Genomic DNA, 23,571 nt, shown 5'->3' on the forward strand with positions numbered 1-23,571 from the left:
GACGTTGGGGGGGGGGGGGTGTTAGGGGGGAGGGAGGGGGGGGGGTTGGTTGGGGGAGGGGGGTTGGCCGGGCCAGGGAAGTGGGGGTAAGCGGGGGGGCCCCGGGGGTTACCCCCCCCCGGGCCCCCGCGCGTGTGTGCTGCTGCCGGCCGGTGGCCGGGACGGGTCAGCCGAGCGGCAGGTTCTGGGTGGGCAGACCCTGGGTGGGCAGGCCGCCCCCGGTCGCGGCACCGGCGGCGTTGCCGAGGACCTCGCCCGCGCTGCCGGCGGCGCCGCCCGCGGCCTTCTGCGCGGCGGGGGTGGCCCCGGCGCCGGCCTTGCCGACGGTCTTGCCGGCGGCCGGGAGGGTCGTTCCGACGATCTTGCCGCCGGTGTCGCCCGCCACCTTGGTGCCCTGCTGGGACGCGCTGTCGACCGTCTTGCCGAGACCGGCACCGTCGACGGTGGTCAGACCGCCGAGCTCCGGGGTCTGCGGCAGCTCCGCGGCACCCGCGGCTCCGGCCGCGCCGACCACGGGGGCCGCACCCGCGGCGATCAGCAGCGCGGCACGGGCGATCCGGCGGGTCAGGGGGAGGGACATGATGCTCCTTCGACGGAATGAGGAATAGGTCTGTCCGTTGATCGGACGCAATGACAACCGTCGAAAGGGCGGGGGAGGTTGCGGTGGGCTTGGGTAAAGAGTCGGTAATGTGTCAGATCATCTGCAGTGGAGGAACCCGGGCAAACGCTGCATTCCCGGGTTCGTCGATGAACCGTCACTTCCCTTTGGTGACAAGGGAATTGAGGTGCCAGAGGGCGGCGGCGGGAGGGGTTGTGCGAGGGGGCGCTCAGAACCGGCCGCATGGCACTTCCGGGTGAATGCGTGAACTAGAGCGCGAGCTTGATCCGGACGTCGGTGGTGCCCGAATCCTTACGTTCCGTCCGCCAGCCCGACCCGGCCTCCCACACCCGCCCCGCGTACGAGACCTCGGCCAGGCGAAGCGCCTCGGACTGCGCGACCGCCCAGTGTGCGAGCTCCCAGCCGCGCCGGGCCGCGCCGTCGTCCCCGGACGCCCGGGTCGCGGGCACCGGCACCGAGACCGTGCTCGTCGCCGCCGCACCGGCCGCGCCCCCGCCGTCCTGCGGCGCCGTCGTCACCGCGGGCAGCACGTCCTTGCCGAAGGCCCGCACCAGCGCCGCCCGTACCTTCGCCGAGTCGGCGCTCGCGGCCGTCGCCCGCGGCGGCGCGCAGTTCAGCGAGGCGGGCGTACGGCCGGTCAGCGCCGCCGCCAGCAGGGCCGCGTCCGGCTCGTGTTTCGCGTACGCCTGCGGGAAACCGCTGCGCTGGACCCGCTGCGCGGCGACCGTCAGCGGCAGCCGTGAGTAACCGGGGACCTCGGCCAGATGCCGGTAGAACTCCCCGGCGGAGTAGACCGGGTCCAGGATCTGCTTCTCGGTGCCCCAGCCCTGCGAGGGGCGCTGCTGGAACAGCCCCAGCGAATCCCGGTCCCCGTGCTCGATGTTGCGCAGCCCGGACTCCTGGAGCGCGGTCGCCAGCGCGATCGTCACGGCACGCTCCGGCATCCCGCGCGAGGTGCCGACTGCGGAGATCGTCGCGGCGTTGACGGCCTGTTCCGGGCTCATCCGGTACGTACGGCCCGCGCCGTCCGAACCATCGGCCGATTCGACGACGCACCCCTCGATGACCTTGCTGCCGGTTATGTACTGAACGGTCAGATAGCCGCCGAGCGCGGCGAGCACGACAAGGCCGGCAGCGATGCGCAGGAGGCGGCTGCGGCCGGTGTGTGGGCGGGCGGGGGAGACGGTCCGGGGCACGGGCCCACCGTACTGGAGTGCCGGACCGGGGCCGAGGGCCCCAGGGCCCCTCTGCTGGATCATGCCGGGCCCGTGAACCCGGCACCGCTCCCCGATCCGGCCCGATCCGGACGGGAGGCGCCGGTCCCTTAGGGTCGGTCCCATGCCCGAAACCACACTTGACCTCACCCTGGACGGCCCGGCGCTCACCGCCCGGCTCGTCGACTTCCCGTCGGTCAGCGGTCAGGAGAAGGACCTCGCGGACGCAATCGAGTCGGCCCTGCGCACCCTCCCGCACCTGACCGTCGACCGGCACGGCAACAACGTCGTGGCCAGGACGAACCTCGGCCGGGCCGAGCGGGTGGTGCTCGCCGGGCACATCGACACCGTGCCGATCGCCGACAACGTGCCGTCCCGGCTCGACGACAACGGGGTGCTGTGGGGCTGCGGCAGCTCCGACATGAAGTCGGGCGTCGCGGTCCAGCTGAGGATCGCCGCGACCGTGCCCGAGCCCAACCGCGACCTGACCTTCGTCTTCTACGACAACGAAGAGGTCGCCGCGCACCTCAACGGGCTCGGCCACATCGCCGACGCCCACCCCGACTGGCTGACGGGCGACTTCGCGGTCCTGCTGGAGGGCTCCGACGCCGAGGTCGAGGGCGGCTGCCAGGGCACCCTGCGGGTCTTCCTCCGCACCGAGGGGGAGCGGGCCCATTCCGCGCGCGGCTGGATGGGGTCCAACGCCATCCACACCGCCGCCCCGATCCTGGCCCGCCTCGCCGCGTACGAACCGCGCCGCCCGGTCATCGACGGCCTCGAATACCACGAGGGCCTGAACGCCGTACGGATCGAGGGGGGCGTCGCCAACAACGTCATCCCGGACGCCTGCACCGTCGTGGTCAATTTCCGGTACGCACCCGACCGGACCGCCGAGGAGGCGCTGGCCCACGTCCACGAGGTCTTCGCGGACTGCGGCGTCGAGGAATTCGTCGTCGACGACCACTCGGGCGCGGCCATGCCCGGCCTCTCCCACCCGGCGGCCAAGGCGTTCATGGCGGCGGTGGGCGGCACCGCCCGGCCCAAGTTCGGCTGGACGGACGTCTCCCGCTTCGGCTCCCTCGGCGTCCCCGCGGTGAACTACGGACCGGGCGACCCGCTGTTCGCCCACAAGCGCGACGAGCACGTGGTGGTCGAGCGGATCACTCACTGCGAGGAGCGGCTCCGCTCCTGGCTCACCGGCTGACCCACGGCATTCCCCTGTCCGTAACCTCCATGGATCTACCCTGACCTGACACGGATGACCGTTGATCCTCCGGGATCTTCCGGTCGTCGATCGTCGTCGGAGGGAGCAGGTCATGGGCAACCCCGAGGGAGCGCAGGTCCCGGAGGAGCAGCGGCTCGGACCGGTACTGCGCCGCAGGGAACAGGTACAGCCCGGCACCACCGATCAGCGGTTGCTGGACACCGAGGGCGACTCCGAGTGGGTGCACACCGACCCATGGCGGGTGATGCGCATCCAGTCGGAGTTCGTCGAGGGATTCGGCGCGCTGGCCGAGCTGCCGAGCGCGATCAGCGTCTTCGGTTCGGCCCGCACCCCGGCCGGTGGACCCGACTACGAGGCGGGCGTACGGATCGGCAAGGCCCTGGTCGAGGCCGGCTTCGCGGTGATCACCGGAGGCGGGCCCGGGGCGATGGAGGCGGCGAACAAGGGGGCGCGGGAGGCGAAGGGCGTCTCGGTCGGTCTCGGCATCGAGCTGCCCTTCGAGTCCGGCCTCAACCCGCACGTCGACATCGGCGTCAACTTCCGCTACTTCTTCGTCCGCAAGACGATGTTCGTGAAGTACGCGCAGGGCTTCGTCGTGCTGCCCGGCGGTCTCGGCACCCTGGACGAACTCTTCGAGGCGCTCACCCTCGTCCAGACGGGCAAGGTCACCCGCTTCCCGATCGTGCTGTTCGGCACCAAGTACTGGAGCGGTCTCGTGGACTGGCTGCGGGACACGGTGGTGGCGCAGGGCAAGGCGTCCGAGCACGACCTGCTGCTGTTCCACGTCACGGACGACGTGGACGAGGCGGTCAACCTCGTGACGAAGGAGGTCGGCCGGTAGGGCCCGTCCGGGGAGCGGGGCCCGCCGCAGGGCCCCGTCCCCGCCCCGGTCACGCCAGTCCGCGCCGCGCCACGGCAGGGTCCCGGTGCCCCGCGATGGACGCCACCATGTCCAGCACCTGCCGGGTCTCCGCCACCTCGTGCACCCGGTACACCTGCGCCCCCAGCCACGCCGACACGGCCGTGGTCGCCAGCGTCCCGATCACCCGCTCCTTCACCGGGCGGTCGAGCGTCTCGCCGACGAAGTCCTTGTTGGACAGCGAGACGAGCACCGGCCAGCCGGTCTGCGTCATCTCGCCGAGCCGGCGCGTCGCCTCCAGGGAGTGCCGGGTGTTCTTCCCGAAGTCATGACCGGGATCGATCATGATTCCGTCGGCCCGCACCCCGAGCGCGACCGCGCGCTCGGCCAGCCCCACCGTCACCCGCAGGATGTCCGCCATCACGTCGTCGTACGCGATCCGGTGCGGCCGGGTGCGCGGCTCGGCGCCGCCCGCGTGCGTGCACACCAGACCGGCGCCGTACCGCGCGGCGACCTCCGCGAGCTTCGGGTCGACGCCGCCCCACGCGTCGTTCAGCACATCCGCGCCGGCCTCGCAGACCGCTTCGCCGACATCGTGGCGCCAGGTGTCGACGCTGATCACCACGTCCGGGTGACGGCGGCGCACCTCCGCGACGAACCCGACCGTGCGGCGCGCCTCCTCCTCGGCGGTCACCTCTTCGCCGGGACCCGCCTTCACACCCCCGATGTCGACGATCGCCGCACCGTCCGCGATGGCCTGCTCGACCCGGGCGAGCGCGGGTTCGTCCCGGAAGGTCGCGCCCTGGTCGTAGAAGGAGTCCGGGGTACGGTTCACGATCGCCATGATCACCGGCTCGTGCGCACCGAATTCGCGCCGCCCCAGCCTGAGCGCACCGCTTCGCATCCCGCGTTTCTCCTCTGGTAGATCGCCCGTGAGTCGCCTGCGACCCCAGGGTCTGGCCGGCGGATCATGGCCGGGGTCGCGGCGCCTTGCGATGCACCGCACCAGACGCCGCGCCCTGTCCGACCCCGATCCGCCGGACAGACCCTAGTGCCTGGCCCGGTGGGCACCGGCTGTCGGTGCCGCATGGCACGATCGGACCCGGACAGGTTTCCGCTCCCGGGGAGATGCGCGTGTTCTGGTTCTTGCTGGTGACGATGGTCGTGGTCGTGGCCGCGGTCACCCTCGCGGTGGTCGGCGGGGGGAAGAGCGCCGTCCTGCAGGACGTGGCGCCCGAGCAGCTGACCGATCCGCTGCCCGCGACCCGGCCGGTCGGCCGCGCGGATATCGACGCGCTGCGGCTGCCGGTGGCCGTGCGCGGCTACCGCATGATGGATGTCGACGAGGCGCTCGACCGGCTCAGCGCCGAGCTCGCCGAGCGGGACGCGCGTATCGCGGAGCTGGAATCGGCGCTGGCCGGCGCGCAGACGACCGCGGTCGGCGGACCCGGTCTCATCGAGCGTCCGCAGGAACGGCCGCAGTCGGGCTGGGAGCGGCCCGAGGACCGTCCGCAGGAACAGCCGCAGCAGGGGTGGGAGGGGCCCGAGGACCGTCCGCAGGCGCCGTGGGAGGCGCCCCGGCAGGACCCGCAGCCGACCGAGCACCCCGGAGAGGAGCCCCGGCGATGAGCGGCGGCGCGGAAGCGGCCCCGGACGGCGGACTGCGCTGTCCCTGGGGGCTCTCCACCGAGGACTACCTCACGTATCACGACACCGAATGGGGCCGGCCCGTCCACGGCGACGACGCCCTCTTCGAGCGGCTCTGCCTGGAGGCCTTCCAGTCGGGCCTCTCCTGGCTGACGATCCTGCGCCGCCGGGAGGGCTTCCGCTCCGCCTTCGCCGGGTTCAAGATCCCCGCGGTGGCCGAGTTCACCGACGCCGACAAGGAGCGCCTCCTCGCCGACGCCGGCATCATCCGCAATCGCGCGAAGATCGAGGCGACCCTCGCCAACGCCCAGGTGCTGGCCGGCTGGGGCGCCGGCGAGCTGGACGAACTGATCTGGTCCTACGCCCCCGACCCGGCGGGCCGCCCCGCCCCGCGCACCCTCGGCGACGTCCCGGCGGTCACACCGGAGTCCACGGCGCTGGCCAAGGACCTCAAGAAGCGCGGTGTGCGCTTCGTCGGACCCACGACGGCCTACGCCCTGATGCAGGCCTGCGGCCTGGTCGACGACCACCTGGCCGACTGCGTGGCGCGCGGCGGCCGGGCGTAGGGCCGCGCCGGCGTAGGCCGTCCGGCGGCTAGGGCCTCTCGTTTGGATCAGGCCGGGCTCGCGTGCCCCGGTGCCTGATCCGGCCTGAGCCAAACGAAAGACCCTAGCGGCCGAGGTACTTCGGCTTCTCCTTGTTCAGGAACGCCTGCACCGCGATCGTGTGGTCCTCGGACGCGCCCGCCCTGGTCTGGAGCTCGTCCTCCTTCTCCAGCGCCTCGCTCAGCGTGTGACCGGCGCCGTAGGCCAGGGACTCCTTCAGCGCCGCGTACGCCACCGTGGGGCCGGACGCCAGGGCGCGGGCCACGGCGGCGGCCTCGGCGGCCAGGTCGGCGGCGGGCACCAGCTTGTTCACGATGCCCAGCTCATGGGCGTCCTGCGCGGAGATCGAGCGCGGGAAGAGCAGCAGGTCGGCGGCGCGGCTCTGCCCGATCAGGCGCGGCAGCGTCCAGGAGACGCCCGAGTCGGCGGTGAGGGCCACACCGGCGAAGGAGGTGTTGAACGAGGCGGTGTCGGCGACGACCCGGTAGTCGCAGGCGAGCGCGAAGCCGAAACCGGCACCGGCGGCGACCCCGTTGACCCCTGCGACGACCGGCTTGGGCATCTCGGCGATGGCCCGCACGATCGGGTTGTAGTGCTCCTGCACCGTGCTCAGCGCATTGCCGCTGCCCGCCTCGCGGGTGCTTTCGAGCGTGGCCACATGCTCCTTGAGATCCTGGCCGACGCAGAACGCCCGCCCGGTCGCGGTGAGCAGAACGGCACGTACGGCGGTGTCGGCCGCCGCCGACTTCAGCGCGTCACGGAGCGCCACCTTGGCCGCGGTGTTCATGGCGTTCATCGCGTCGGGACGGTTGATCGTGATCGTCGCGAGTCCGTCGCTCACTTCGTAGCGCACGCTGTCCGCCATGTGGTCGGCCATTTCGTCGTCCCCTTCGCACCTCGGGCTATGCCTGTCCAGGCAAGCATGGCCGACTCGGGCGGGAGCCGACATGTGACCTGCGTCTAACAATTGAGCCCCGATGCGGGGGTGCGGGCGGCGGAGTATCGCAGGCCGATCGCCGAATTGGGTGGTTTTGAGAGAGCGCGTTGCGCAAGCGATGCCGACCGATGTTGGTCATCGGGGTCTGTGATGCGGGATAATGGCCTGGAAGCAATGTGTTCGATGCCGGTGAGACAGCGCCTGTCATGGGGCCGCCGGTTGCGATGAGCTGGTTTCAGGAAGGGGAACGAGCATGGCGGCCATGAAGCCGCGGACGGGCGACGGCCCGCTCGAGGTGACAAAGGAGGGGCGGGGCATCGTCATGCGCGTTCCGCTCGAAGGCGGCGGTCGGCTTGTCGTGGAGCTGACTCCGGACGAGGCCGATGCACTCGGCGATGCCCTCAAGAAGGTCGTCGGCTGAGCAGAGGCGCCCACACTTCATCACTGCCCCGGCACGGAGTCCGTGCCGGGGCAGTGATGCGTTCACGACCGTTCCTGACCGACCGACCGACCGGCCGACCTGACCGACCGTTCCTGACCGGTCGGCCCGTCCGGCTCGCCCGGGGCGCGGGGCGAGTCCCCGGCCCCGTAGCCGTGGGCGTCAGCCCCTGCGCACCGCGCACAGCAGCCCGTCGCCCACCGGCAACAGCGTCGCCATCAGTTCCTGGCTCTCCCGCACCGCGCGCAGCAGCTCCCGCAGCCGCAGCACCTCCGCGGGCTGCGCCGCGGAGTCGACGGTACGGCCGTCCGCGAAGACGCCCTCGAAGCAGACCAGGCCGCCGGGGCGCAGCAGGCGCAACGATTCAGCGAGACAGTCCAGGCTCTCCAGCCGGTCGCCGTCGCAGAACACGAGGTCGTATCCGCCGTCCGCGAGCCGCGGCAGCACGTCCAGGGCGCGGCCGGGAATGAAGCGGGCCCGGTTGGCGGCGTACCCCGCGGCCCGGAAGGCCTCACGGGCGAACTGCTGGCGCTCGGGCTCCGGGTCGACCGTGGTCAGCACGCCGTCGGGCCGCATTCCGTGCAGCAGATAGAGCCCGGACACGCCGGTCCCGGTGCCGATTTCGGCCACCGCTTTGGCGTCCGTCGTGGCAGCGAGCAAGCGCAGCGCGGCGCCAGTACCTGGCGACACCGAGCGGAGCCCCGCCTCCCGGGCCCGGTCCCGGGCCCAGCGCAGTGCTTCGTCCTCGGCGACAAAGGCGTCGGCGAACGCCCAGCTCGTCTGCCGGTTGGCGGTAATGACCCTCTCCTGTCCCCGTAGTTGGCGCAACGGTGACTGTATCCGCTGCACCCGGGAACCCGCAGATGGGACCGGGCGTTATGAAGGCACAGGGGAGAGCCTGTGGAATCGGCCCGCGGATCGGGTCCGGGATCCACCGGCCGGCGGTTCCCGGGGGTGATCCCCGGCCCCAGCAGGAAAAAGGCTTATCCGGAGCTAACGGGCGAGGTGGCTATGGTAGGGGCTCCACTGGACACCACCAGAGCCGATAGGGGAGGTGCGGCTGCGCCTGTGGATCGGGGAGGAGTGCTGCGGCGCTTTCTCAGGTCGGCGGGTGAGCCGAAATCCGTGACCAACATTGCTGACCGTTCTTCCAACGACTCCGCGACGACCGCGACCTTCGCCTCAGATGCGGACTCCCAGGCGTGGACGCCACCCTCATGGGAAGAGATCGTCAGCACGCACAGCGGCCGGGTCTACCGCCTCGCCTACCGGCTGACGGGCAACCAGCACGACGCCGAGGACCTCACGCAAGAGGTCTTCGTCCGCGTGTTCCGGTCGCTGTCGACCTACACGCCGGGCACGTTCGAGGGCTGGCTGCACCGCATCACGACCAACCTGTTCCTGGACATGGTCCGTCGTAAGCAGCGGATCCGCTTCGACTCCCTGGGCGACGACGCCGCCGAGCGGCTGCCGAGCCGTGAGCCGTCCCCGCAGCAGGTCTTCAACGACACCCACTTCGACGCGGATGTGCAGCAGGCGCTGGACACCCTCGCGCCCGAATTCCGTGCCGCCGTCGTGCTCTGTGACATCGAGGGGCTGTCGTACGAGGAGATCGCCGCGACGCTGGGCGTGAAGCTCGGCACCGTGCGCAGCCGTATCCACCGCGGTCGCTCGCACCTGCGCAAGGCGTTGCAGCACCGTTCGCCCGAGGCCCGTGCCGAGCAGCGCTCGCTGGCGGGCGCGGTCCTGGCGGGGGAGGGCGGAACGGCGTGAGCGGCACAGGTCCGACCCCCGCGGAACAACACCTGGGGGACCGCCTTGCCGCGCTTGTCGACGGCGAGCTGAAACACGACGCCCGCGAGCGGGTGCTCGCCCACCTCGCGACCTGTGCCAAGTGCAAGGCCGAGGCAGCGGCGCAGCGACGCCTGAAGAGTGTCTTCGCCCAGTCCGCCCCGCCGTCGCCGTCCGAGGGGTTCCTTGCCCGGCTGCAGGGCCTTCCCGGGGGGCCTGGGGGTGACGACGACAGCCAGGACAGACCATTCGGCGGCTCCGGGCGCTTCGCGGACGGGCTCTTCCCCGTGATCCAGCCGTCCGGCAGCCGCCCGGATTCGCCGGGGAACCTGCCGCTCGGCGGCTTCGGCTTCCTCCCGACCCCGCACGGCTCGACCGCCGTACTGCCGGGTGGCTCCTCCCGTTCCGGCTTCCGGATCCACGAGGTGGGCCGCGAGGCGGAGCGGTCGCCCTGGCGCGGCCGGAGATTCGCCTTCGCGGCGGCGAGTGCCGTCTCGCTGGCGGCCATCGCCCTCGGCGGCGCCCTGCAGCCGGGCGCGGGTTTCAGCTCCGCGGCCCGTGTCACGGGCGCCGGAAACGCGGTGACCCCGCTCGACGCCCCCTCGCGCGGTGAGAGCGGCGGCTCGGTCAGCCGCCGTGGCGGTGGCAGCCACGGCACGCTCGCGGCCAGGGGGTCGGGCGACCGCTCGATCGCCGCCGCCCCGTCGGCCGTGCCGAGCGTCGCACCGGCGGCCCCCTCCGCCACTCCCGCGGTGCTCTCCTCCGCGAGCCTGACGGGAAACCCCTTCGCCATGCACGTCCTGACCAATGTGTCCGCGCCACCGCTGATACGTCCGACCGGCACCACCCCGCTCTTCGCCGAGGTGTTCGGGCGGCTCGCCGCACCGTCACCGACGCCCTCCGCGCCACCGTCCGGGACACAGTCGTCACCACCGCCCTGGGCACGGCCGTCGGCCTCGGCCTTTCCCACCCCCGCCGATCGTGGTCTGCCGCTTTCCTCCCGGCGCTGACCGGAGTCTGCGCAAGCATTCGCAAACCTGGTTGAATTCCGGGAGCAGTTCCGGGAGGGACGCCCCTGTCGGGGCGTGCAGAGGCCAGTTGCGGCAGTTGCGGGGAGAGCATGGAAGACGGGAAGTCCACCGGGCCGAAGGCGAAGTGGTGGAGCCGGCCCACGCCGGGACGCACCACCCGCACAGCGCCGGACGAGCCGTCGTCCATCGAGGACCCGGCGCCCGTGGCCGACCCGGCGCCCACGGCGACAGCGACGGACGCGACGGTCGCCGATGACCGCGCGAGCCGCACGACCACGGCGCCGGAACCGCACCCGGCCGACGCGCCGCCCCGGTCCCCGGCACCCGAGCCGGTGGCCGCTGTACCTGCCGCACAGCCCGTGACACCCCTGCACGAGCCCGATCAGTACAGCACCCCGCCCTACGGCGGCCCCGGCCCCTGGGCACCCGCCCCACCCGTGCAGCGGCCGGTCCCGACCCCGGCGCACGGCACCCCCGTACCCCCGCAGTACGCGGGGACGAACGGCGCGGGGACGAACGGCGCGGGCATCCCCACGTCGCCCGCTCCCGCCCCGCCCGCGCCCGTCCCCGCGCCGCCCGCGACCGGCTTCGCGCCCCCGCCCCAGACACCTCAGCAGCCCCAGCAGCAACCCCAGCTTCAGCAGCCACAGCCACAGCCGCAGCCCCAATCGCAGCCGCAGGCGGCGACGCAGTGGCTCCAATACGACCCCTGGGGTGCGCCCAGGCAGCCGCTCACCAACCCGGGCCCGCCGCTCGGGGCCGACACCGGACGCAAGAGCCGGCGCGGCTCCCTCCTCGTCGGTGCGGTACTGCTCGCCCTGGTGGCGGGCGGAATCGGCGGCGGCATCGGGGCCTACGTCGAGCGCAACGGCGGCCTCACCCAGGTCGAGCTCCCGCAGGCCGGTCGCAGCAGCGGCGGCCGGGCCCCCGACAGCGTCGCCGGCATCGCCGCCAGCGCCCTGCCCAGCGTGGTCACCCTCCACGTCAGCGGCTCCACCGAGTCCGGCACCGGCACCGGCTTCGTTCTCGACGGCTCCGGCCACATCCTCACCAACAACCATGTCGTCGCCCCGGCCGGCCAGGGCGGCGAGATCACCGTGACGTTCAGCGGCGGGGAGACCGCGCGCGGCGAGGTCGTCGGCAAGGACAGCGGCTACGACCTGGCCGTGGTCAAGGTCACCGGGGTCTCCGGCCTCAAGCCGCTGCCGCTGGGCAACTCCGACAATGTGCGGGTCGGCGACCCAGTGGTGGCCATCGGCGCCCCCTTCGACCTGTCCAACACCGTGACCTCCGGCATCATCAGCGCCAAGGACCGGCCGATCACCGCGGGCGGCGAGAAGGGTGATGGCAGCGACATCAGCTACGTCGACGCGCTGCAGACCGACGCGCCGATCAACCCGGGCAATTCCGGCGGTCCGCTCGTCGATACCGATGCCCATGTCATAGGCATCAACAGCGCCATCCGCGCCGCCGACAGCGGCTCGGCCGAGGAGGGCGGACAGGCGGGTTCCATCGGCCTCGGCTTCGCCATCCCGATCAACCAGGGCAAGCGGGTCGCCGAGGAGCTGATCAACACCGGGAAGGCCACCCACCCGGTGATCGGTGTCACGCTCGACATGAAGTACGCCGGGGACGGCGCCAGGGTCGGGTCCAAGGGTGCGGCCGGCAAGCCCGCGGTGACGCCGGGCGGGCCCGGGGCCAAGGCCGGGATCAGGCCCGGGGACGTCATCACCGAGGTCGACGGCCGGCGGGTGCACAGCGGCGAGGAGCTGATCGTGAAGATCCGCGCGCACCGTCCGGGCGACCGTCTGGACCTCGCGCTGACCCGCGGTGGTAAAGACCTGTCCATCTCTTTGACGCTCGGCTCGGCAAGCGGCACGTGACGGCCCCGGGACGCTACCGCGCGGACAGTTTCGGCGGGTACCGTGGGCCGGGTCCGGACCTCGACCGACACGGTCTCGGAGAACACGAGGAGCAACAGGGTGTTCAATGACATAGGCGTACTCGAGCTGGCGACGCTCGCGATTCTGGGCGTGCTGATCTTCGGCCCGGACAAGCTGCCCAAGGTCATCCAGGACGCCTCGCGCTTCATCCGCAAGATCCGTGAGTTCTCGGAGAGCGCCAAGGAGGACATCCGTACGGAGCTCGGCCCGGAGTTCAAGGACTTCGAGTTCGAGGACCTCAACCCCAAGACGTTCGTCCGAAAGCAGCTCATGGACGGCAATGACGACCTGGGGCTGAAGGAGATCCGCGAGAGCTTCGACCTGCGCAAGGATCTTGCCGAGGTCACCGACGCGGTGAACGGCCGGGAGAGCAAGGACGTGGAGTCCGCGGACTCCCGGAGCAGCGTGTCGAGCGGCTCGGCGATCACCGCCGCCAACGGCTCCGCCGGTGCTCCGGACCTGCTCAAGAAGCGTGACCAGCCCGGCAAGGACGACCGGCCGCCGTTCGACGCCGACGCCACCTGACCCCCCCCCGCCAATCCAGGCTCGTCCGGGCGGTATGGCTATTCTCCATCTGTCCGGTTGTGAGTACGCCCGTTGGGGGGCGGGCCGCTCCGGACCCAACGGATCGAGGAGGCGGCCGGGCAGATGGAGGCGACAAGTCGGGTGGGCGCGGAAGATGCGCCGGGCACAGTCACCGCAGAGGGGGTGCCGGCGGCCCGGCGTATTGCCGACGGCTTCCTGGCAGCCACGTTTCCCTGGTACGGACTGGACGAGGCCTTCACCGGGCCGCGCCGGCTGATGCAGGTGGGCACCGCGGCGGACGGCACGGTGCAGCACGGTTCCATCGGTCACGGTGACGAACCGTCGGTCCGGGCCGACGCGGGCGCCGAGAAGCAACGGTTCGCCGTCGTCGTGTCGATGGCCAGCAGCCCGGTGCGACGCAGCGGCGACGGCACGGGGGTGCTGGACGCCACCACGGTGTCCTCCGCGGCCTGGCTGGCCGGGTCCGGTCTGCTCGCCTGTACGTGGCCCCCGCAGATGGACTACGCGCTGCGCGACGACTGGCTGGACCAGCAGACGGAGACGGCCTTCGAACTCGCCGACGACCTGGACGGCCCCGCGTGGTCGGTGCTGTCACTGCCGGTGGACGGTGTCCCCGTGCCGTTCCACTACCGCGAGTCCGAATTCGGCTGGGTACTGGCGGGATCGGCGCACGGCGGGGTGCACATCGGCGCGTACGGGCGGGGGATGAGCGCGTACGGGCTGGGGTTCTCCGTGATCGGCGACATCACGACGTACGCGTAGGACGCGGGCACACGTACGCGTAGCAAGGAGACGTACGTACGCGCGGGACGGAGCGGTGACCGGCCGGGACCGGTCACCGCCCGCTGCTTCAGAACTTGTTGCGCGGGGTGATGCCCAGCGACATGCCCGACAGGCCGCGCTGACGGCCGCCCAGCTTGTCCGCGATGGTGCGCAGCGCCTTGCCGGCCGGGGAGTCGGGGTCGGACAGGACGACCGGCTTGCCCTCGTCGCCGCCCTCGCGCAGCCGTACGTCGATCGGGATGGAGCCGAGCACGGGCACCTCCGCGCCGACCGTCTTCGTCAGGCCCTCGGCGACCCGCGCGCCGCCGCCCGAGCCGAACACGTCGACCATCTCGTCGCAGTGCGGGCACGGCATGCCCGACATGTTCTCGACGACGCCTACGATCTTCTGGTGCGTCTGCACGGCGATCGATCCGGCCCGCTCGGCCACCTCGGCCGCCGCCTGCTGCGGTGTCGTGACGACCAGGATCTCGGCGTTCGGCACGAGCTGCGCCACCGAGATCGCGATGTCGCCGGTGCCCGGCGGCAGGTCGAGCAGGAGGATGTCGAGGTCGCCCCAGTACACATCGGCGAGGAACTGCTGGAGTGCGCGGTGGAGCATCGGTCCGCGCCACACCACCGGGGCGTTGCCCGGGGTGAACATGCCGATGGAGATGACCTTCACGCCGTGCGCCGACGGCGGCATGATCATGTTCTCGACCTGGGTCGGCTTGCCGTCCGCACCGAGCATCCGCGGCACGCTGTGCCCGTAGATGTCCGCGTCCACGACACCGACCTTGAGGCCGTCGGCCGCCATCGCGGCCGCCAGGTTCACCGTCACGGACGACTTGCCGACGCCGCCCTTGCCGGACGCGACCGCGTAGACGCGGGTCAGCGAGCCGGGCTTGGCGAACGGCACCTCGCGCTCCGCCGTGCCGCCGCGCAGCGAGGACGCGAGCTCCTTGCGCTGTTCGTCGCTCATCACGTCGAGCGTGACGTCGACCCGCGAGACGCCGTCGACACGGGCGACCGCGTCCGTCACGTTCTTGGTGATCGTCTCGCGCATCGGGCAGCCCGAGACCGTGAGGTAGACCGTGACAGCGACCGCACCGTCAGCATCGATCTCGACCGATTTCACCATGCCCAGTTCGGTGATCGGACGGTGGATCTCCGGGTCGTTCACTGTCGCCAGTGCCTCAAGCACCGCGTCTTCCGTAGCCATACCTCGATAGTACGGGTGCGCGCAGCGCTCCTCGATGGTGGTGGTGGGCGACGGGAGGGCGTTGCGGCGCCTGCCGCTACGCGTGAGTAGCATCCGTCAGCGGTCTTCGTCGCTCTCGGCCGGGAGCAGGGGGCGCCGGTCGTCGAGATCCTTCGCGAGGTCCTCCAGTTCGGAGCGGATCCAGTCGCGGGTGGCGACCTCGCCGAGCCCCATCCGCAGCGACGCGATCTCCCGTGTCAGGTACTCGGTGTCCGCGATGGAGCGCTCGTTCTGCTTGCGGTCCTGCTCGTGGGTGACCCGGTCACGGTCGTCCTGCCGGTTCTGCGCGAGCAGGATCAGCGGGGCCGCGTACGAGGCCTGGAGCGACAGCATCAGCGTCAGGAAGATGAACGGGTACTGGTCGAACCGCCAGTGCACGGGCGCGAAGATGTTCCACAGCACCCAGACGATGATGACCAGCGTCATCCAGACGATGAACCGCCCGGTGCCCAGGAAGCGCGCGATCCGCTCGGAGAACCGGCCGAACGCCTCGGGGTCGTAGTCGGGCAGCATCCGCCGGCGCGGGTCCTTCGGCTGGTCCAGCCGGGAACGGGGCGGGCGTGCGATGCCCGAGGCCCCCGCCGGCGTCGTCTTCTGGCGTTCCTCAGCGGCCATCGGCGACCCCCTCCTCGCTGTGGAAGTCCGTCTCCCGCCAGTCGTCGGGCAGCAGATGGTCGAGCACGTCGTCGACCGTCACCGCGCCGAGCAGCGACCCGCTCTCGTCCACCACGGGCGCCGAGACCAGGTTGTACGCGGCCAGATAGCTCGTCACGGCCGGCAGCGGGGTGTCCGGGGCGAGGGGGACGAGATCGCTGTCGACGATCGAGCTGACCAGGGCGTACGGCGGATCCCGCAGCAGCCGCTGGAAGTGCACGGTGCCCAGGTACTTGCCGGTCGGGGTCTCGTCGGGCGACCGGCACACGTACACCTGGGCGGCGAGCGCCGGGGACAGGTCCGCCTGCCGGACCCGGGCGAGCGCGTCGGCGACCGTCGCGTCCGGCCGGAGGATGATCGGCTCGGTGGTCATCAGCCCGCCCGCGGTCCGCTCCTCGTACGACATGAGGCGCCGCACATCGGCCGCGTCGTCCGGCCGCATCAGCATCAGCAGCCGCTCCTTGTCCTCCTCGGGCAGCTCGGACAGCAGGTCGGCCGCGTCGTCCGGGTCCATCGCCTCCAGGACGTCGGCGGCGCGTTCCTCCTGGAGCTTGCCGATGATCTCCACCTGGTCGTCCTCGGGCAGCTCCTCCAGGACGTCGGCGAGCCGGTCGTCGTCGAGTGCGGCGGCGACCTCGGCCCGCCGTTTCGGCGACAGATGGTGCAGCGCGTTGGCCACGTCCGTCGGGCGCAGTCGCTCGAACGTGGCGACCAGGGTCTCGGCGCCCTGTCCGACCTCCTCCAGCGAGAACCCGCTGACCGCCGACCACTCGACCGTCAGGGTCTCGCCCTTGCGGCGCAGCGCTCCGCCCTTGCCCTTGCGTACGAAGTACTTGTCGATCTCCCAGTCGCGGCGGGCCGGGAGCTGCTGGACGGAGACGTCGAGGACGGTGACCTCCTCGCCGGTCTCCACAAGGCGGACCCGCCGGTCGAGGAATTCGCCGAGCACCAGACGTTCGGTGGGCCGCTGTTCGAAGCGCCGCATGTTGACCACGCCGGTGGTGATGACCTGGCCGGACTCGATCCCGGTGACCCGGGTCATCGGGAGGAAGATCCGGCGGCGGCTGAGCACCTCGACGACGAGCCCGAGCAGCCGGGGCGGCCTGCCGCCGACCCGGAGCATCGCGACCAGATCGCGCACGCGGCCCACCTGGTCGCCGTTGGGGTCGAAGACCGGTACGCCGGCGATGTGGGAGACGAACACCCGAGGGGCGCCTGCCGCCATCGTGCGCCTCCTTCTTCCGTGTACGACTTCTCCGGCTGGTCCGTTTGGCAGTTAATCAACCGTTACGACGGGATCAGGCTAGCCCGTACCGCTCCGGGTTGCCCCGGGGGAGCCGTCCGTACGGCTCCCTGCCGGAAGGCGGGTACGGCACAGGTACGCTGCCGTCTGCCACCCCCCGCGATGCAGATGAGAGGCAGTGCGCCCGTGACCTCTTCCGTTCCGCCCGTCCGGGCCCGACGCCGGACCGCTCTCGCCGCCCTGTTCTGTGCGGGGCTGGCAGCAGCCCTCACGGGGTGCGGGGGCGAGGATCCGGACCAGGGGACCAACGGCGTCGGCAAGCTGGACGCCACGGAGATCGAGAAGAAGGCACAGGGCGCGGCGGACGCCGCCGACGCGGTGCGCCTCGCCGGAACCCTGGTCAGCAAGGGCGGCACGTACAGGCTCAACATGCAGCTCAAGGAGAAGGGCGGCACCGGCTCCGTGGTCTCGAAGGACAGCACCTTCGAGCTGCTGCGGATCGGCGACGAGCTCTATCTGAAGGCGGACTCCGGGTTCTGGAGCCACGAGGAGAAGCCCGGCGCCGACAGCGAGGCGGGCGGCGCGGCCGCGGACAAGCTCCAGAACAAGTACGTGAAGGTGCCCCAGGACGACCCCACGTACAAGCAGCTGCGCGGCTTCACGGACAAGAAGACCCTGCTCGACGGGATGCTCACGCTGCACGGCACCCTCAACAAGGGTGACCGGCAGAAGGTCGGCGCGACCCGGACCGTCCAGATCATGGGCGGCAGGGGCGAGGGCGGCCTGCTCGACGTCTCGCTGGAGGGCAAGGCGTATCCGCTGCGTTTCGCGCGTGGCGGCGGCGGGGGGATCGTCACGCTGTCGGACTGGGGCAAGGACTTCCCCCTGGAGGCCCCGGCGCAGGTGGACACGGTCGACTACGGGAAGCAGCTGCCCAGAACGGCGTCCTGAAGGCGGGCCGCGCCGCCCCGTCAGCCCTTGCGCCCCTGCTTCAGCAGGCGCGGCAGCCCCGCGGGCACCGGCCGTCGTGTGGTCGCGGACGTCGGCAGTGGCGCCGCGGCCAGGGAGCCGTCCGGCAGCTCCGTACGGAACTCGCCGGGCGTCAGCCGCAGCACCCGGCACTCGCGCGCCCAGCGCTCCGTCATCAGCTCGGCGTCCGGTGCGTTCAGCCGCTTGCCCTTGAGCTCGGCGACCGCGGCCTCCCACTGTTCGGAGTGCGGCGCGAGTTCCGTCACGGCGGCCGTCCAGGCGACCAGCCGGCCGCCCTTGTCCTTGCTGCGCACGGTCACCTCGGCGGCGGACCCGTCGGTGAGCCCGGCCGGGAGCGGCTGCTCGCCGGGGCCGTCCCCGACCAGATGCGCCGCGCCCTCGTGCCATACGTGCCACAGCGCCCGCGCGGGACCGGTGCCCCGCACCCAGATGAGGCCGGACTTCTTGGTGGCCTCCTCGACGAGGGCCCGGCCCAGTGGCACATCAGCGGCAGCAGCAGTCATGCCCGAACTCTATGGGACCGGGCGGAGGCGGCGTCAGAGCCAGCCGTTGCGCTTGAGCGTGCGGTGGATGGAGAAGCAGACCACCCCGATGACGCCCAGCACCATCGGGTAGCCGTACGTCCAGCGGAGCTCGGGCATGTGCTTGAAGTTCATGCCGTAGACGCCACAGATCATCGTCGGTACGGCGATGATGGCCGCCCAGGACGTGATCTTGCGCATGTCCTCGTTCTGCGCGACGGTCGCCTGGGCCAGGCTGGCCTGGAGGATCGAGTTCAGCAGTTCGTCGAAGCCGATGACTTCCTCGTGCACCCGCGCCAGGTGGTCGGCGACGTCACGGAAGTACTTCTGGATGTCCGGGTCGATCAGCCGCATGGGCCGCTCGCTCAGCAGCTGCATCGGCCGCAGCAACGGCGACACCGCCCGCTTGAACTCCAGGACCTCACGCTTCAGCTGGTAGATCCGGCCGGCGTCCGAACCGCGCGGGCTGCCCTTGGCCGGGGTGGAGAAGACCTCGATCTCCACCTCGTCGATGTCGTCCTGGACGGCGCCGGCCACCGCGATGTAGCCGTCGACGACATGGTCGGCGATGGAGTGCAGGACCGCGGACGGTCCCTTGGCGAGCAGTTCGGGGTCGTCCTGCAACCGGTGCCGCAGCGCGCGCAGCGAGCCGTGGCCGCCGTGCCGCACGGTGATGACGAAGTCCCGGCCGGTGAAGCACATCACCTCGCCGGTCTCGACCACCTCGCTGGTGGCGGTGAGCTCGGTGTGCTCGACGTAGTGGATGGTCTTGAAGACGGTGAACAGCGTGTCGTCGTACCGCTCCAGCTTCGGGCGCTGGTGGGCGTGGACGGCGTCCTCGACGGCGAGCGGGTGCAGCCCGAACTCCCGGGCGATACCGGCGAATTCCTCCTCGGTCGGCTCGTGCAGGCCGATCCAGGCGAAGCCGCCCTCCTCCCGCACCTGGAGCATCGCCTCGTGCGGCGTGCGGCAGGTGCCGCTCTCCAGGCGCCGTCCGTCGCGGTAGACCGCGCAGTCGACGACCGCGCTGGAGGCGGAGGGGTCACGGGTGGCGTCGTAACTGCTGTGCAGGGCGTTGCTCTTGCGCAGGGACGGGCGCACGGCGGCGCGCAGGTCGCGGATCATCGACATGGCTGGCTCCTTCACGGAGGGCCGTCGTCGGGCACGTGGAACAGCCCGGAATGGGGACGTGTGCTCACGTCCGCAAAGCGGGCGGCACCGCAGCGGCACGATGACGGCGTTCGCTACAGACAGGCAAAAAAGGAGTGCTCTTCCGTCGTGCGCAATGCCATGGGCCTTGACCGAGAAGGCTTCAGATCACCAAGAAAGGTGGAGTGCGGAAGAGCGGTTGGTACTGCACGGTCGACTTCGATCCATTGCAGCCCCACCTCCTCCAGCCGGTCCCCCTTGGGGGATGACGTGTCGTCGGGGCTGAGAGCGACGCTTCTGCGTGCTGCCCCGACCAGCGGCCAAGACTATCAGCCGACTGACGGCCAATCCCTTACTTTGCCCGTTCCATACGCGTCCTATGCTCGCGGGATGGGAGAAATTCTTGCTCTGGTCGAGGCCCGGCTGCTGACGGCCCTCGGTGAACCGGACGCGCGCGCCGCAGTGACGTTTCTCGGCACGGACCGGATCGAGGTGCTGCGCTTCGTCGACGGCGATGTGGTGCGCTACGCCACGCTCGGTATGTCGGCGCAGCCGATGGCCGACCCGACCGCGGCCCTCGTGGACCCGGTGAAGGGCCCGCGCGCCGAACTGGTCCTCTCCGTGCGCGCCGGACTCGCCGACACCGACAAGGTGCTGCGCCCGCTCGCCGTGCTCGCGGCCTCCCCGCAGGTCGAGGGAGTGATCGTGGCGCCCGGCGCCTCGCTGGAGGTCGGTGAACCGCTGTGGCCCGGGGCGCCGTTCAGCTCCGTACTGGTCGCCGAGCCGGGTGGTCTGGTGGAGGATCTGGAGATGGACGAGCCGATGGAGCCGGTGCGGTTCCTGCCGCTGCTGCCGATGACGCACAACGAGGCCGCGTGGAAGCGGGTCAGGGGCGCGCAGGAGCTCCAGGAGCGGTGGCTCTCGCACGGTACGGACCTGCGTGATCCGCTGCGCGGCTCCGTGGCGCTCGACTGAGACGTACATCGGCCGGGCCTACGGAAGCCCCGCCGCGCGGCCAGGAGGGGGAGCCGCGGGCGGGGCGGTGCGGGGCGGGCGGAGAGGTCAGTCGGCGAAGACCGTGACGCTGTCCTCGGTGGCGTGCTTCGGCTCCAGCTCCTCCGCCTCGTGGGTCAGCGCCGAACGACGGATCCAGACGACGATCGCACCGACCACGGCCGTGACCGCGGCGACCACGAACGGGATGTGGATGTTGCTCCACTCCTCGATCTTCGGGGCGAGGTACGGGGCGGCGGCCGCGGCGAACCAGCGGACGAAGTTGTAACCCGCGCTCGCCACCGGGCGCGGCGCGTCCGAGACACCGAGCGCCAGCTCCGTGTAGACGGTGTTGTTCATGCCGATGAAGGCGCCGGAGACGATCGTGCAGACGATGGCGGTGGTGTGGTTGCCGTATCCCAGGACCAGCAGGTCGGCGGCGAGCAGCACCAGCGAGGCGCCGAGCACCTTCAGCGAACCGAAGCGCTCCTGCAGCCGCGGGGCGACGAGCACCGAGAAGACCGCGAGCAGCAGACCCCAGGCGAAGAACACCGCGCCCGACTTGTAGGGCGTCATGTTCAGCACGAACGGGGTGAACGCCAGGATCGTGAAGAACGAGTAGTTGTAGAAGAACGCCGAGGTCGCGACCGAGGCCAGACCGCCGTGGCCGAGCGCCTTGATCGGGTCGAGCAGCGAGGTCTTCCGGGCGGGCCTGGGCTGTTCCTTCAGGAACGCCGTGATGCAGATGAAGCCGATGGCCATCAGCGCGGCCGTGCCGAAGAACGGGTAGCGCCAGCTGGCGTCACCGAGCAGGGCGCCGACCAGCGGCCCGCAGGCCATGCCGAGGCCGAGTGCCGACTCGTAGAGCAGGATCGCCGCGGAGCTGCCGCCGGCCGCCGCACCGACGATCACGGCCAGCGCGGTCGACACGAAGAGCGCGTTGCCCAGCCCCCAGCCGGCCCGGAAACCGACGAGTTCGCCGACGGACGACGAGGTGCCGGAGAGCGCGGCGAAGACGACGACGAGCGCGAGGCCGGCCAGGAGCGTCTTGCGGCCGCCGATCCGGCTGGACACGAAGCCGGTGACGAGCATCGCCACGGCGGTGATCAGGAAGTACGAGGTGAAGAGCAGGGACACCTGGCTCGGCGTCGCCTCCAGGCCCTTGGCGATGGACGGCAGAATCGGGTCCACCAGGCCGATTCCCATGAACGCGACAACAGAGGCGCCCGCCGTGGCCCAGACGGCCTTCGGCTGGCGCAGGATGCTGCCCGCGCCCTGATCGAACGGATCCTCTCCCTGCATGGGTCTTCTCGCTCTCCACTAGATCGTTGCGATATACATAGAATAAGTTAGAGAACCTAATGAGTGCAAGTTACATCTAATTCCGCAGGTGGTGGCCCCGCTGCGGACGGGTGATCTTCCTTGACGCGGCGACGGTCCTGGAGGACCGTTGGTCGCTATGAGGGGCGAACCCAGTTGCCCGAAGTGCGGAGGCCGGGTCAGAGCGCCCGGTCTGTTCGCCGACACCTGGCAGTGCGCCGTGCACGGCAGCGTGCAACCGCTGCAGCCGGTGGTTCCGCCCGGCGTCGAAGCGCTGGGGGTGGTGGTGCGCCGCTCCCAGGTCCCGGTGTGGATGCCCTGGCCGTTGCCGGTCGGCTGGCTGTTCACCGGAGTGGCGAGCGCGGGTGACGACCGCAGCGGTGGCCGGGCCAGTGCCGTCGCCTGTTCCGGCCCCGGCCCCGTCGGCGGTATCGGCGAACTGCTGCTCGTCACCGAGGAGCTCGGTGTCGGGCTCGGCGCGCGCTACGCGGGGATCGACGGCCCCGACCCCGGCCCCTACCTGGACGTCGAGGGTCCGCCGGACGTCAAGATGCTCGCGGCCGGACGCCCCACCCCGCTGTGGCACGTCAAGGGAGCCCCCGCGGACCGGGCGGTCTTCGCGGGCGAGGCGCGCGGGCTCTGGCTCTGGGCGATCGTCTGGCCCGAGCAGTCCGGGCTCCTGATGTACGACGAGCTGGTGCTCGCCGATCTGCGCGAGGCCGGAGGAGAGATGGACCTCGTACCGTGCGGGGCGCTCACACCACGACTGCTCGGCTGAGAGCCTGTCGGGTGACCTCCGACCGGACAGCGGACGCGGTCACCCGACAGGCTCTGAGCCCCGGGGCCCTCCGTGCCCGGCCGGACGCCGTTCGAATGCCAGTTATCCTGAGACGTCCCCTTGGTCCGCTTCCGAGCACTGGAGTACGCGTCGTGCGCATCGACCTGCACACCCACTCCACCGCGTCGGACGGCACGGACACCCCCGCGGAGCTGGTGCTCAACGCCGCCGCCGCGGGCCTGGACGTCGTCGCGCTCACCGACCACGACACCGTGCGCGGCCACGCCGGGGCGATCGCCGCCCTTCCCGAGGGGCTCACCCTCGTCACCGGCGCCGAGCTCTCCTGCCGGATCGACGGCGTGGGCCTGCACATGCTGGCGTACCTCTTCGATCCCGACGAGCCCGAGCTGGCCCGCGAACGCGAGCTGGTACGGGACGACCGGGTGCCGCGCGCCCGGACCATGGTGGGCAAGCTCCAGGCGCTCGGCGTTCCGATCGAGTGGGAGCAGGTCGCGAGGATCGCCGGGGACGGTTCGGTCGGCAGGCCGCACATCGCCACCGCGCTCGTCGAGCTCGGTGTCGTCGAGACCGTCTCCGACGCCTTCACGCCCGAATGGCTCGCGGACGGCGGACGCGCCTACGCCGAGAAGCACGAACTCGACCCCTTCGAGGCGATCCGGCTGGTCAAGGCCGCCGGTGGCGTCACCGTCTTCGCCCACCCGGCCGCCGTCAAGCGCGGCGAGGTGGTGCCCGAGTCCTCGATAGCGCGGCTCGCCGCCGCCGGCCTCGACGGCATCGAGGTCGACCACATGGACCACGACGAGCCGACCAGGGCCAGGCTGCGCGGGCTCGCCCGCGACCTGGGGTTGCTGACGACCGGGTCCAGCGACTACCACGGCAGCCGCAAGACCGTCGGGCTCGGCGAGTACACCACCGACCCCGAGATCTACGGCGAGATCACCCGGCGCGCCACGGGAGCCTTCCCGGTGCCGGGAGCAGGCGGGCCCCGCCCCGCGTAACGACGCACGCGCCGGGGGCCGGAGC

At 71.4% G+C, this 23,571-nt stretch carries 25 protein-coding genes; 14 read left to right on the plus strand and 11 right to left on the minus strand.

Going from position 1 to position 23,571, the window contains the following annotated elements; genetic code table 11:
* Positions 1 to 166: 166 nt before the first annotated feature.
* Both ACFVX4_RS33780 and ACFVX4_RS33785 read right to left on the minus strand, forming a co-directional pair.
* On the minus strand, positions 167 to 580 hold the full coding sequence (locus ACFVX4_RS33780) for an ATP-binding protein (protein WP_389984884.1): 414 nt from the start codon (positions 578 to 580) through the stop codon (positions 167 to 169).
* Positions 581 to 867: 287 nt separating this feature from the next.
* Entirely contained in the window at positions 868 to 1,815 is a 948-nt protein-coding gene (locus ACFVX4_RS33785; protein WP_389984887.1) for a hypothetical protein, read from the minus strand.
* Between the two features lie 142 nt (positions 1,816 to 1,957).
* Here ACFVX4_RS33785 and dapE point away from each other — a divergent pair, with 142 nt between their 5' ends.
* Positions 1,958 to 3,037, plus strand: coding sequence for a succinyl-diaminopimelate desuccinylase (gene dapE / locus ACFVX4_RS33790; protein ID WP_389984890.1), 1,080 nt, complete (start codon positions 1,958 to 1,960; stop codon positions 3,035 to 3,037).
* Between the two features lie 112 nt (positions 3,038 to 3,149).
* On the plus strand, positions 3,150 to 3,899 hold the full coding sequence (locus ACFVX4_RS33795; protein ID WP_389984893.1) for a TIGR00730 family Rossman fold protein: 750 nt from the start codon (positions 3,150 to 3,152) through the stop codon (positions 3,897 to 3,899).
* Between the two features lie 49 nt (positions 3,900 to 3,948).
* Here the strand turns inward: ACFVX4_RS33795 and folP are convergent, their stop codons facing one another.
* Positions 3,949 to 4,821, minus strand: coding sequence for a dihydropteroate synthase (gene folP / locus ACFVX4_RS33800; RefSeq protein ID WP_389984896.1), 873 nt, complete (start codon positions 4,819 to 4,821; stop codon positions 3,949 to 3,951).
* 224 nt (positions 4,822 to 5,045) lie between these two features.
* Between folP and ACFVX4_RS33805 the strand changes: the two genes are divergently transcribed.
* Positions 5,046 to 5,546: a DivIVA domain-containing protein gene (locus ACFVX4_RS33805; protein ID WP_389984899.1), complete on the plus strand. Its 501-nt coding sequence runs from the start codon at positions 5,046 to 5,048 to the stop codon at positions 5,544 to 5,546.
* Entirely contained in the window at positions 5,543 to 6,130 is a 588-nt protein-coding gene (locus tag ACFVX4_RS33810; protein WP_389984902.1) for a DNA-3-methyladenine glycosylase I, read from the plus strand. Before ACFVX4_RS33805 ends, ACFVX4_RS33810 begins: the two co-directional genes overlap by 4 nt.
* 103 nt (positions 6,131 to 6,233) lie before the next feature.
* Here ACFVX4_RS33810 and ACFVX4_RS33815 read toward each other — a convergent pair whose 3' ends face one another.
* Positions 6,234 to 7,046 carry an enoyl-CoA hydratase/isomerase family protein gene (locus ACFVX4_RS33815; RefSeq protein ID WP_389984905.1) on the minus strand — a complete coding sequence of 271 codons (813 nt, stop codon included), beginning with the start codon at positions 7,044 to 7,046 and terminating at the stop codon, positions 6,234 to 6,236.
* Positions 7,047 to 7,359: 313 nt separating this feature from the next.
* Here ACFVX4_RS33815 and ACFVX4_RS33820 point away from each other — a divergent pair, with 313 nt between their 5' ends.
* Positions 7,360 to 7,527, plus strand: coding sequence for a DUF3117 domain-containing protein (locus ACFVX4_RS33820; RefSeq protein WP_003966491.1), 168 nt, complete (start codon positions 7,360 to 7,362; stop codon positions 7,525 to 7,527).
* A gap of 180 nt (positions 7,528 to 7,707) precedes the next feature.
* Here ACFVX4_RS33820 and ACFVX4_RS33825 read toward each other — a convergent pair whose 3' ends face one another.
* On the minus strand, positions 7,708 to 8,373 hold the full coding sequence (locus tag ACFVX4_RS33825) for an O-methyltransferase (protein WP_356482167.1): 666 nt from the start codon (positions 8,371 to 8,373) through the stop codon (positions 7,708 to 7,710).
* Between the two features lie 183 nt (positions 8,374 to 8,556).
* Here ACFVX4_RS33825 and sigE point away from each other — a divergent pair, with 183 nt between their 5' ends.
* The 5 genes from sigE (at position 8,557) to ACFVX4_RS33850 (ending at position 13,618) form a co-directional block, all read left to right on the plus strand.
* Complete coding sequence (gene sigE, locus ACFVX4_RS33830; protein ID WP_389984909.1) at positions 8,557 to 9,318, plus strand: RNA polymerase sigma factor SigE; 762 nt, start codon at positions 8,557 to 8,559, stop codon at positions 9,316 to 9,318.
* Complete coding sequence (locus ACFVX4_RS33835) at positions 9,315 to 10,346, plus strand: zf-HC2 domain-containing protein (RefSeq protein WP_389984912.1); 1,032 nt, start codon at positions 9,315 to 9,317, stop codon at positions 10,344 to 10,346. The genes sigE and ACFVX4_RS33835 overlap by 4 nt, the downstream gene beginning before the upstream one ends.
* Positions 10,347 to 10,456: 110 nt before the next feature.
* Entirely contained in the window at positions 10,457 to 12,250 is a 1,794-nt protein-coding gene (locus tag ACFVX4_RS33840; protein WP_389984915.1) for a trypsin-like peptidase domain-containing protein, read from the plus strand.
* A gap of 99 nt (positions 12,251 to 12,349) precedes the next feature.
* On the plus strand, positions 12,350 to 12,835 hold the full coding sequence (locus tag ACFVX4_RS33845; protein ID WP_266414667.1) for a sec-independent translocase: 486 nt from the start codon (positions 12,350 to 12,352) through the stop codon (positions 12,833 to 12,835).
* A 123-nt stretch (positions 12,836 to 12,958) separates the two neighbouring features.
* Complete coding sequence (locus ACFVX4_RS33850; protein ID WP_389984918.1) at positions 12,959 to 13,618, plus strand: hypothetical protein; 660 nt, start codon at positions 12,959 to 12,961, stop codon at positions 13,616 to 13,618.
* Positions 13,619 to 13,706: 88 nt separating this feature from the next.
* Here ACFVX4_RS33850 and ACFVX4_RS33855 read toward each other — a convergent pair whose 3' ends face one another.
* From ACFVX4_RS33855 to ACFVX4_RS33865, 3 genes are all read right to left on the minus strand, one after another.
* Positions 13,707 to 14,840: an Mrp/NBP35 family ATP-binding protein gene (locus ACFVX4_RS33855; protein ID WP_389984921.1), complete on the minus strand. Its 1,134-nt coding sequence runs from the start codon at positions 14,838 to 14,840 to the stop codon at positions 13,707 to 13,709.
* Between the two features lie 96 nt (positions 14,841 to 14,936).
* On the minus strand, positions 14,937 to 15,494 hold the full coding sequence (locus ACFVX4_RS33860; RefSeq protein ID WP_389984924.1) for a DUF1003 domain-containing protein: 558 nt from the start codon (positions 15,492 to 15,494) through the stop codon (positions 14,937 to 14,939).
* Entirely contained in the window at positions 15,484 to 16,758 is a 1,275-nt protein-coding gene (locus tag ACFVX4_RS33865; protein WP_389984927.1) for a magnesium transporter MgtE N-terminal domain-containing protein, read from the minus strand. Before ACFVX4_RS33865 ends, ACFVX4_RS33860 begins: the two co-directional genes overlap by 11 nt.
* Before the next feature lie 204 nt (positions 16,759 to 16,962).
* On the opposite strand from ACFVX4_RS33865, the gene ACFVX4_RS33870 reads away from it, so the two are divergent.
* Positions 16,963 to 17,727, plus strand: a complete 765-nt coding sequence (locus tag ACFVX4_RS33870) for a hypothetical protein (RefSeq protein WP_389984930.1) — start codon at positions 16,963 to 16,965, stop codon at positions 17,725 to 17,727.
* Between the two features lie 20 nt (positions 17,728 to 17,747).
* On the opposite strand, the gene ACFVX4_RS33875 is transcribed toward ACFVX4_RS33870, so the two are convergent.
* The gene (locus tag ACFVX4_RS33875) at positions 17,748 to 18,269 is read right to left on the minus strand and encodes a hypothetical protein (RefSeq protein WP_385336154.1); all 522 of its coding nucleotides are present in this window, start codon (positions 18,267 to 18,269) and stop codon (positions 17,748 to 17,750) included.
* Between the two features lie 33 nt (positions 18,270 to 18,302).
* Positions 18,303 to 19,418, minus strand: a complete 1,116-nt coding sequence (locus ACFVX4_RS33880; RefSeq protein ID WP_266414652.1) for a magnesium and cobalt transport protein CorA — start codon at positions 19,416 to 19,418, stop codon at positions 18,303 to 18,305.
* A 408-nt stretch (positions 19,419 to 19,826) separates the two neighbouring features.
* Between ACFVX4_RS33880 and ACFVX4_RS33885 the strand changes: the two genes are divergently transcribed.
* Positions 19,827 to 20,411 (plus strand): suppressor of fused domain protein, encoded by a 585-nt coding sequence (locus ACFVX4_RS33885; protein ID WP_266414650.1) that lies wholly within the window; start codon positions 19,827 to 19,829, stop codon positions 20,409 to 20,411.
* A gap of 87 nt (positions 20,412 to 20,498) precedes the next feature.
* Here the strand turns inward: ACFVX4_RS33885 and ACFVX4_RS33890 are convergent, their stop codons facing one another.
* Complete coding sequence (locus tag ACFVX4_RS33890; RefSeq protein WP_389984935.1) at positions 20,499 to 21,731, minus strand: MFS transporter; 1,233 nt, start codon at positions 21,729 to 21,731, stop codon at positions 20,499 to 20,501.
* A 157-nt stretch (positions 21,732 to 21,888) separates the two neighbouring features.
* Between ACFVX4_RS33890 and ACFVX4_RS33895 the strand changes: the two genes are divergently transcribed.
* Together ACFVX4_RS33895 and ACFVX4_RS33900 are read left to right on the plus strand one after the other, a co-directional pair.
* Positions 21,889 to 22,527, plus strand: a complete 639-nt coding sequence (locus ACFVX4_RS33895) for a DUF6758 family protein (protein WP_389984938.1) — start codon at positions 21,889 to 21,891, stop codon at positions 22,525 to 22,527.
* A gap of 152 nt (positions 22,528 to 22,679) precedes the next feature.
* Positions 22,680 to 23,546, plus strand: coding sequence for a PHP domain-containing protein (locus ACFVX4_RS33900; protein ID WP_389984941.1), 867 nt, complete (start codon positions 22,680 to 22,682; stop codon positions 23,544 to 23,546).
* The last annotated feature ends 25 nt before the right edge of the window (positions 23,547 to 23,571 follow it).

This window comes from Streptomyces sp. NPDC058240, from assembly GCF_042882135.1.
Taxonomy (GTDB): Bacteria; Actinomycetota; Actinomycetes; order Streptomycetales; family Streptomycetaceae; genus Streptomyces.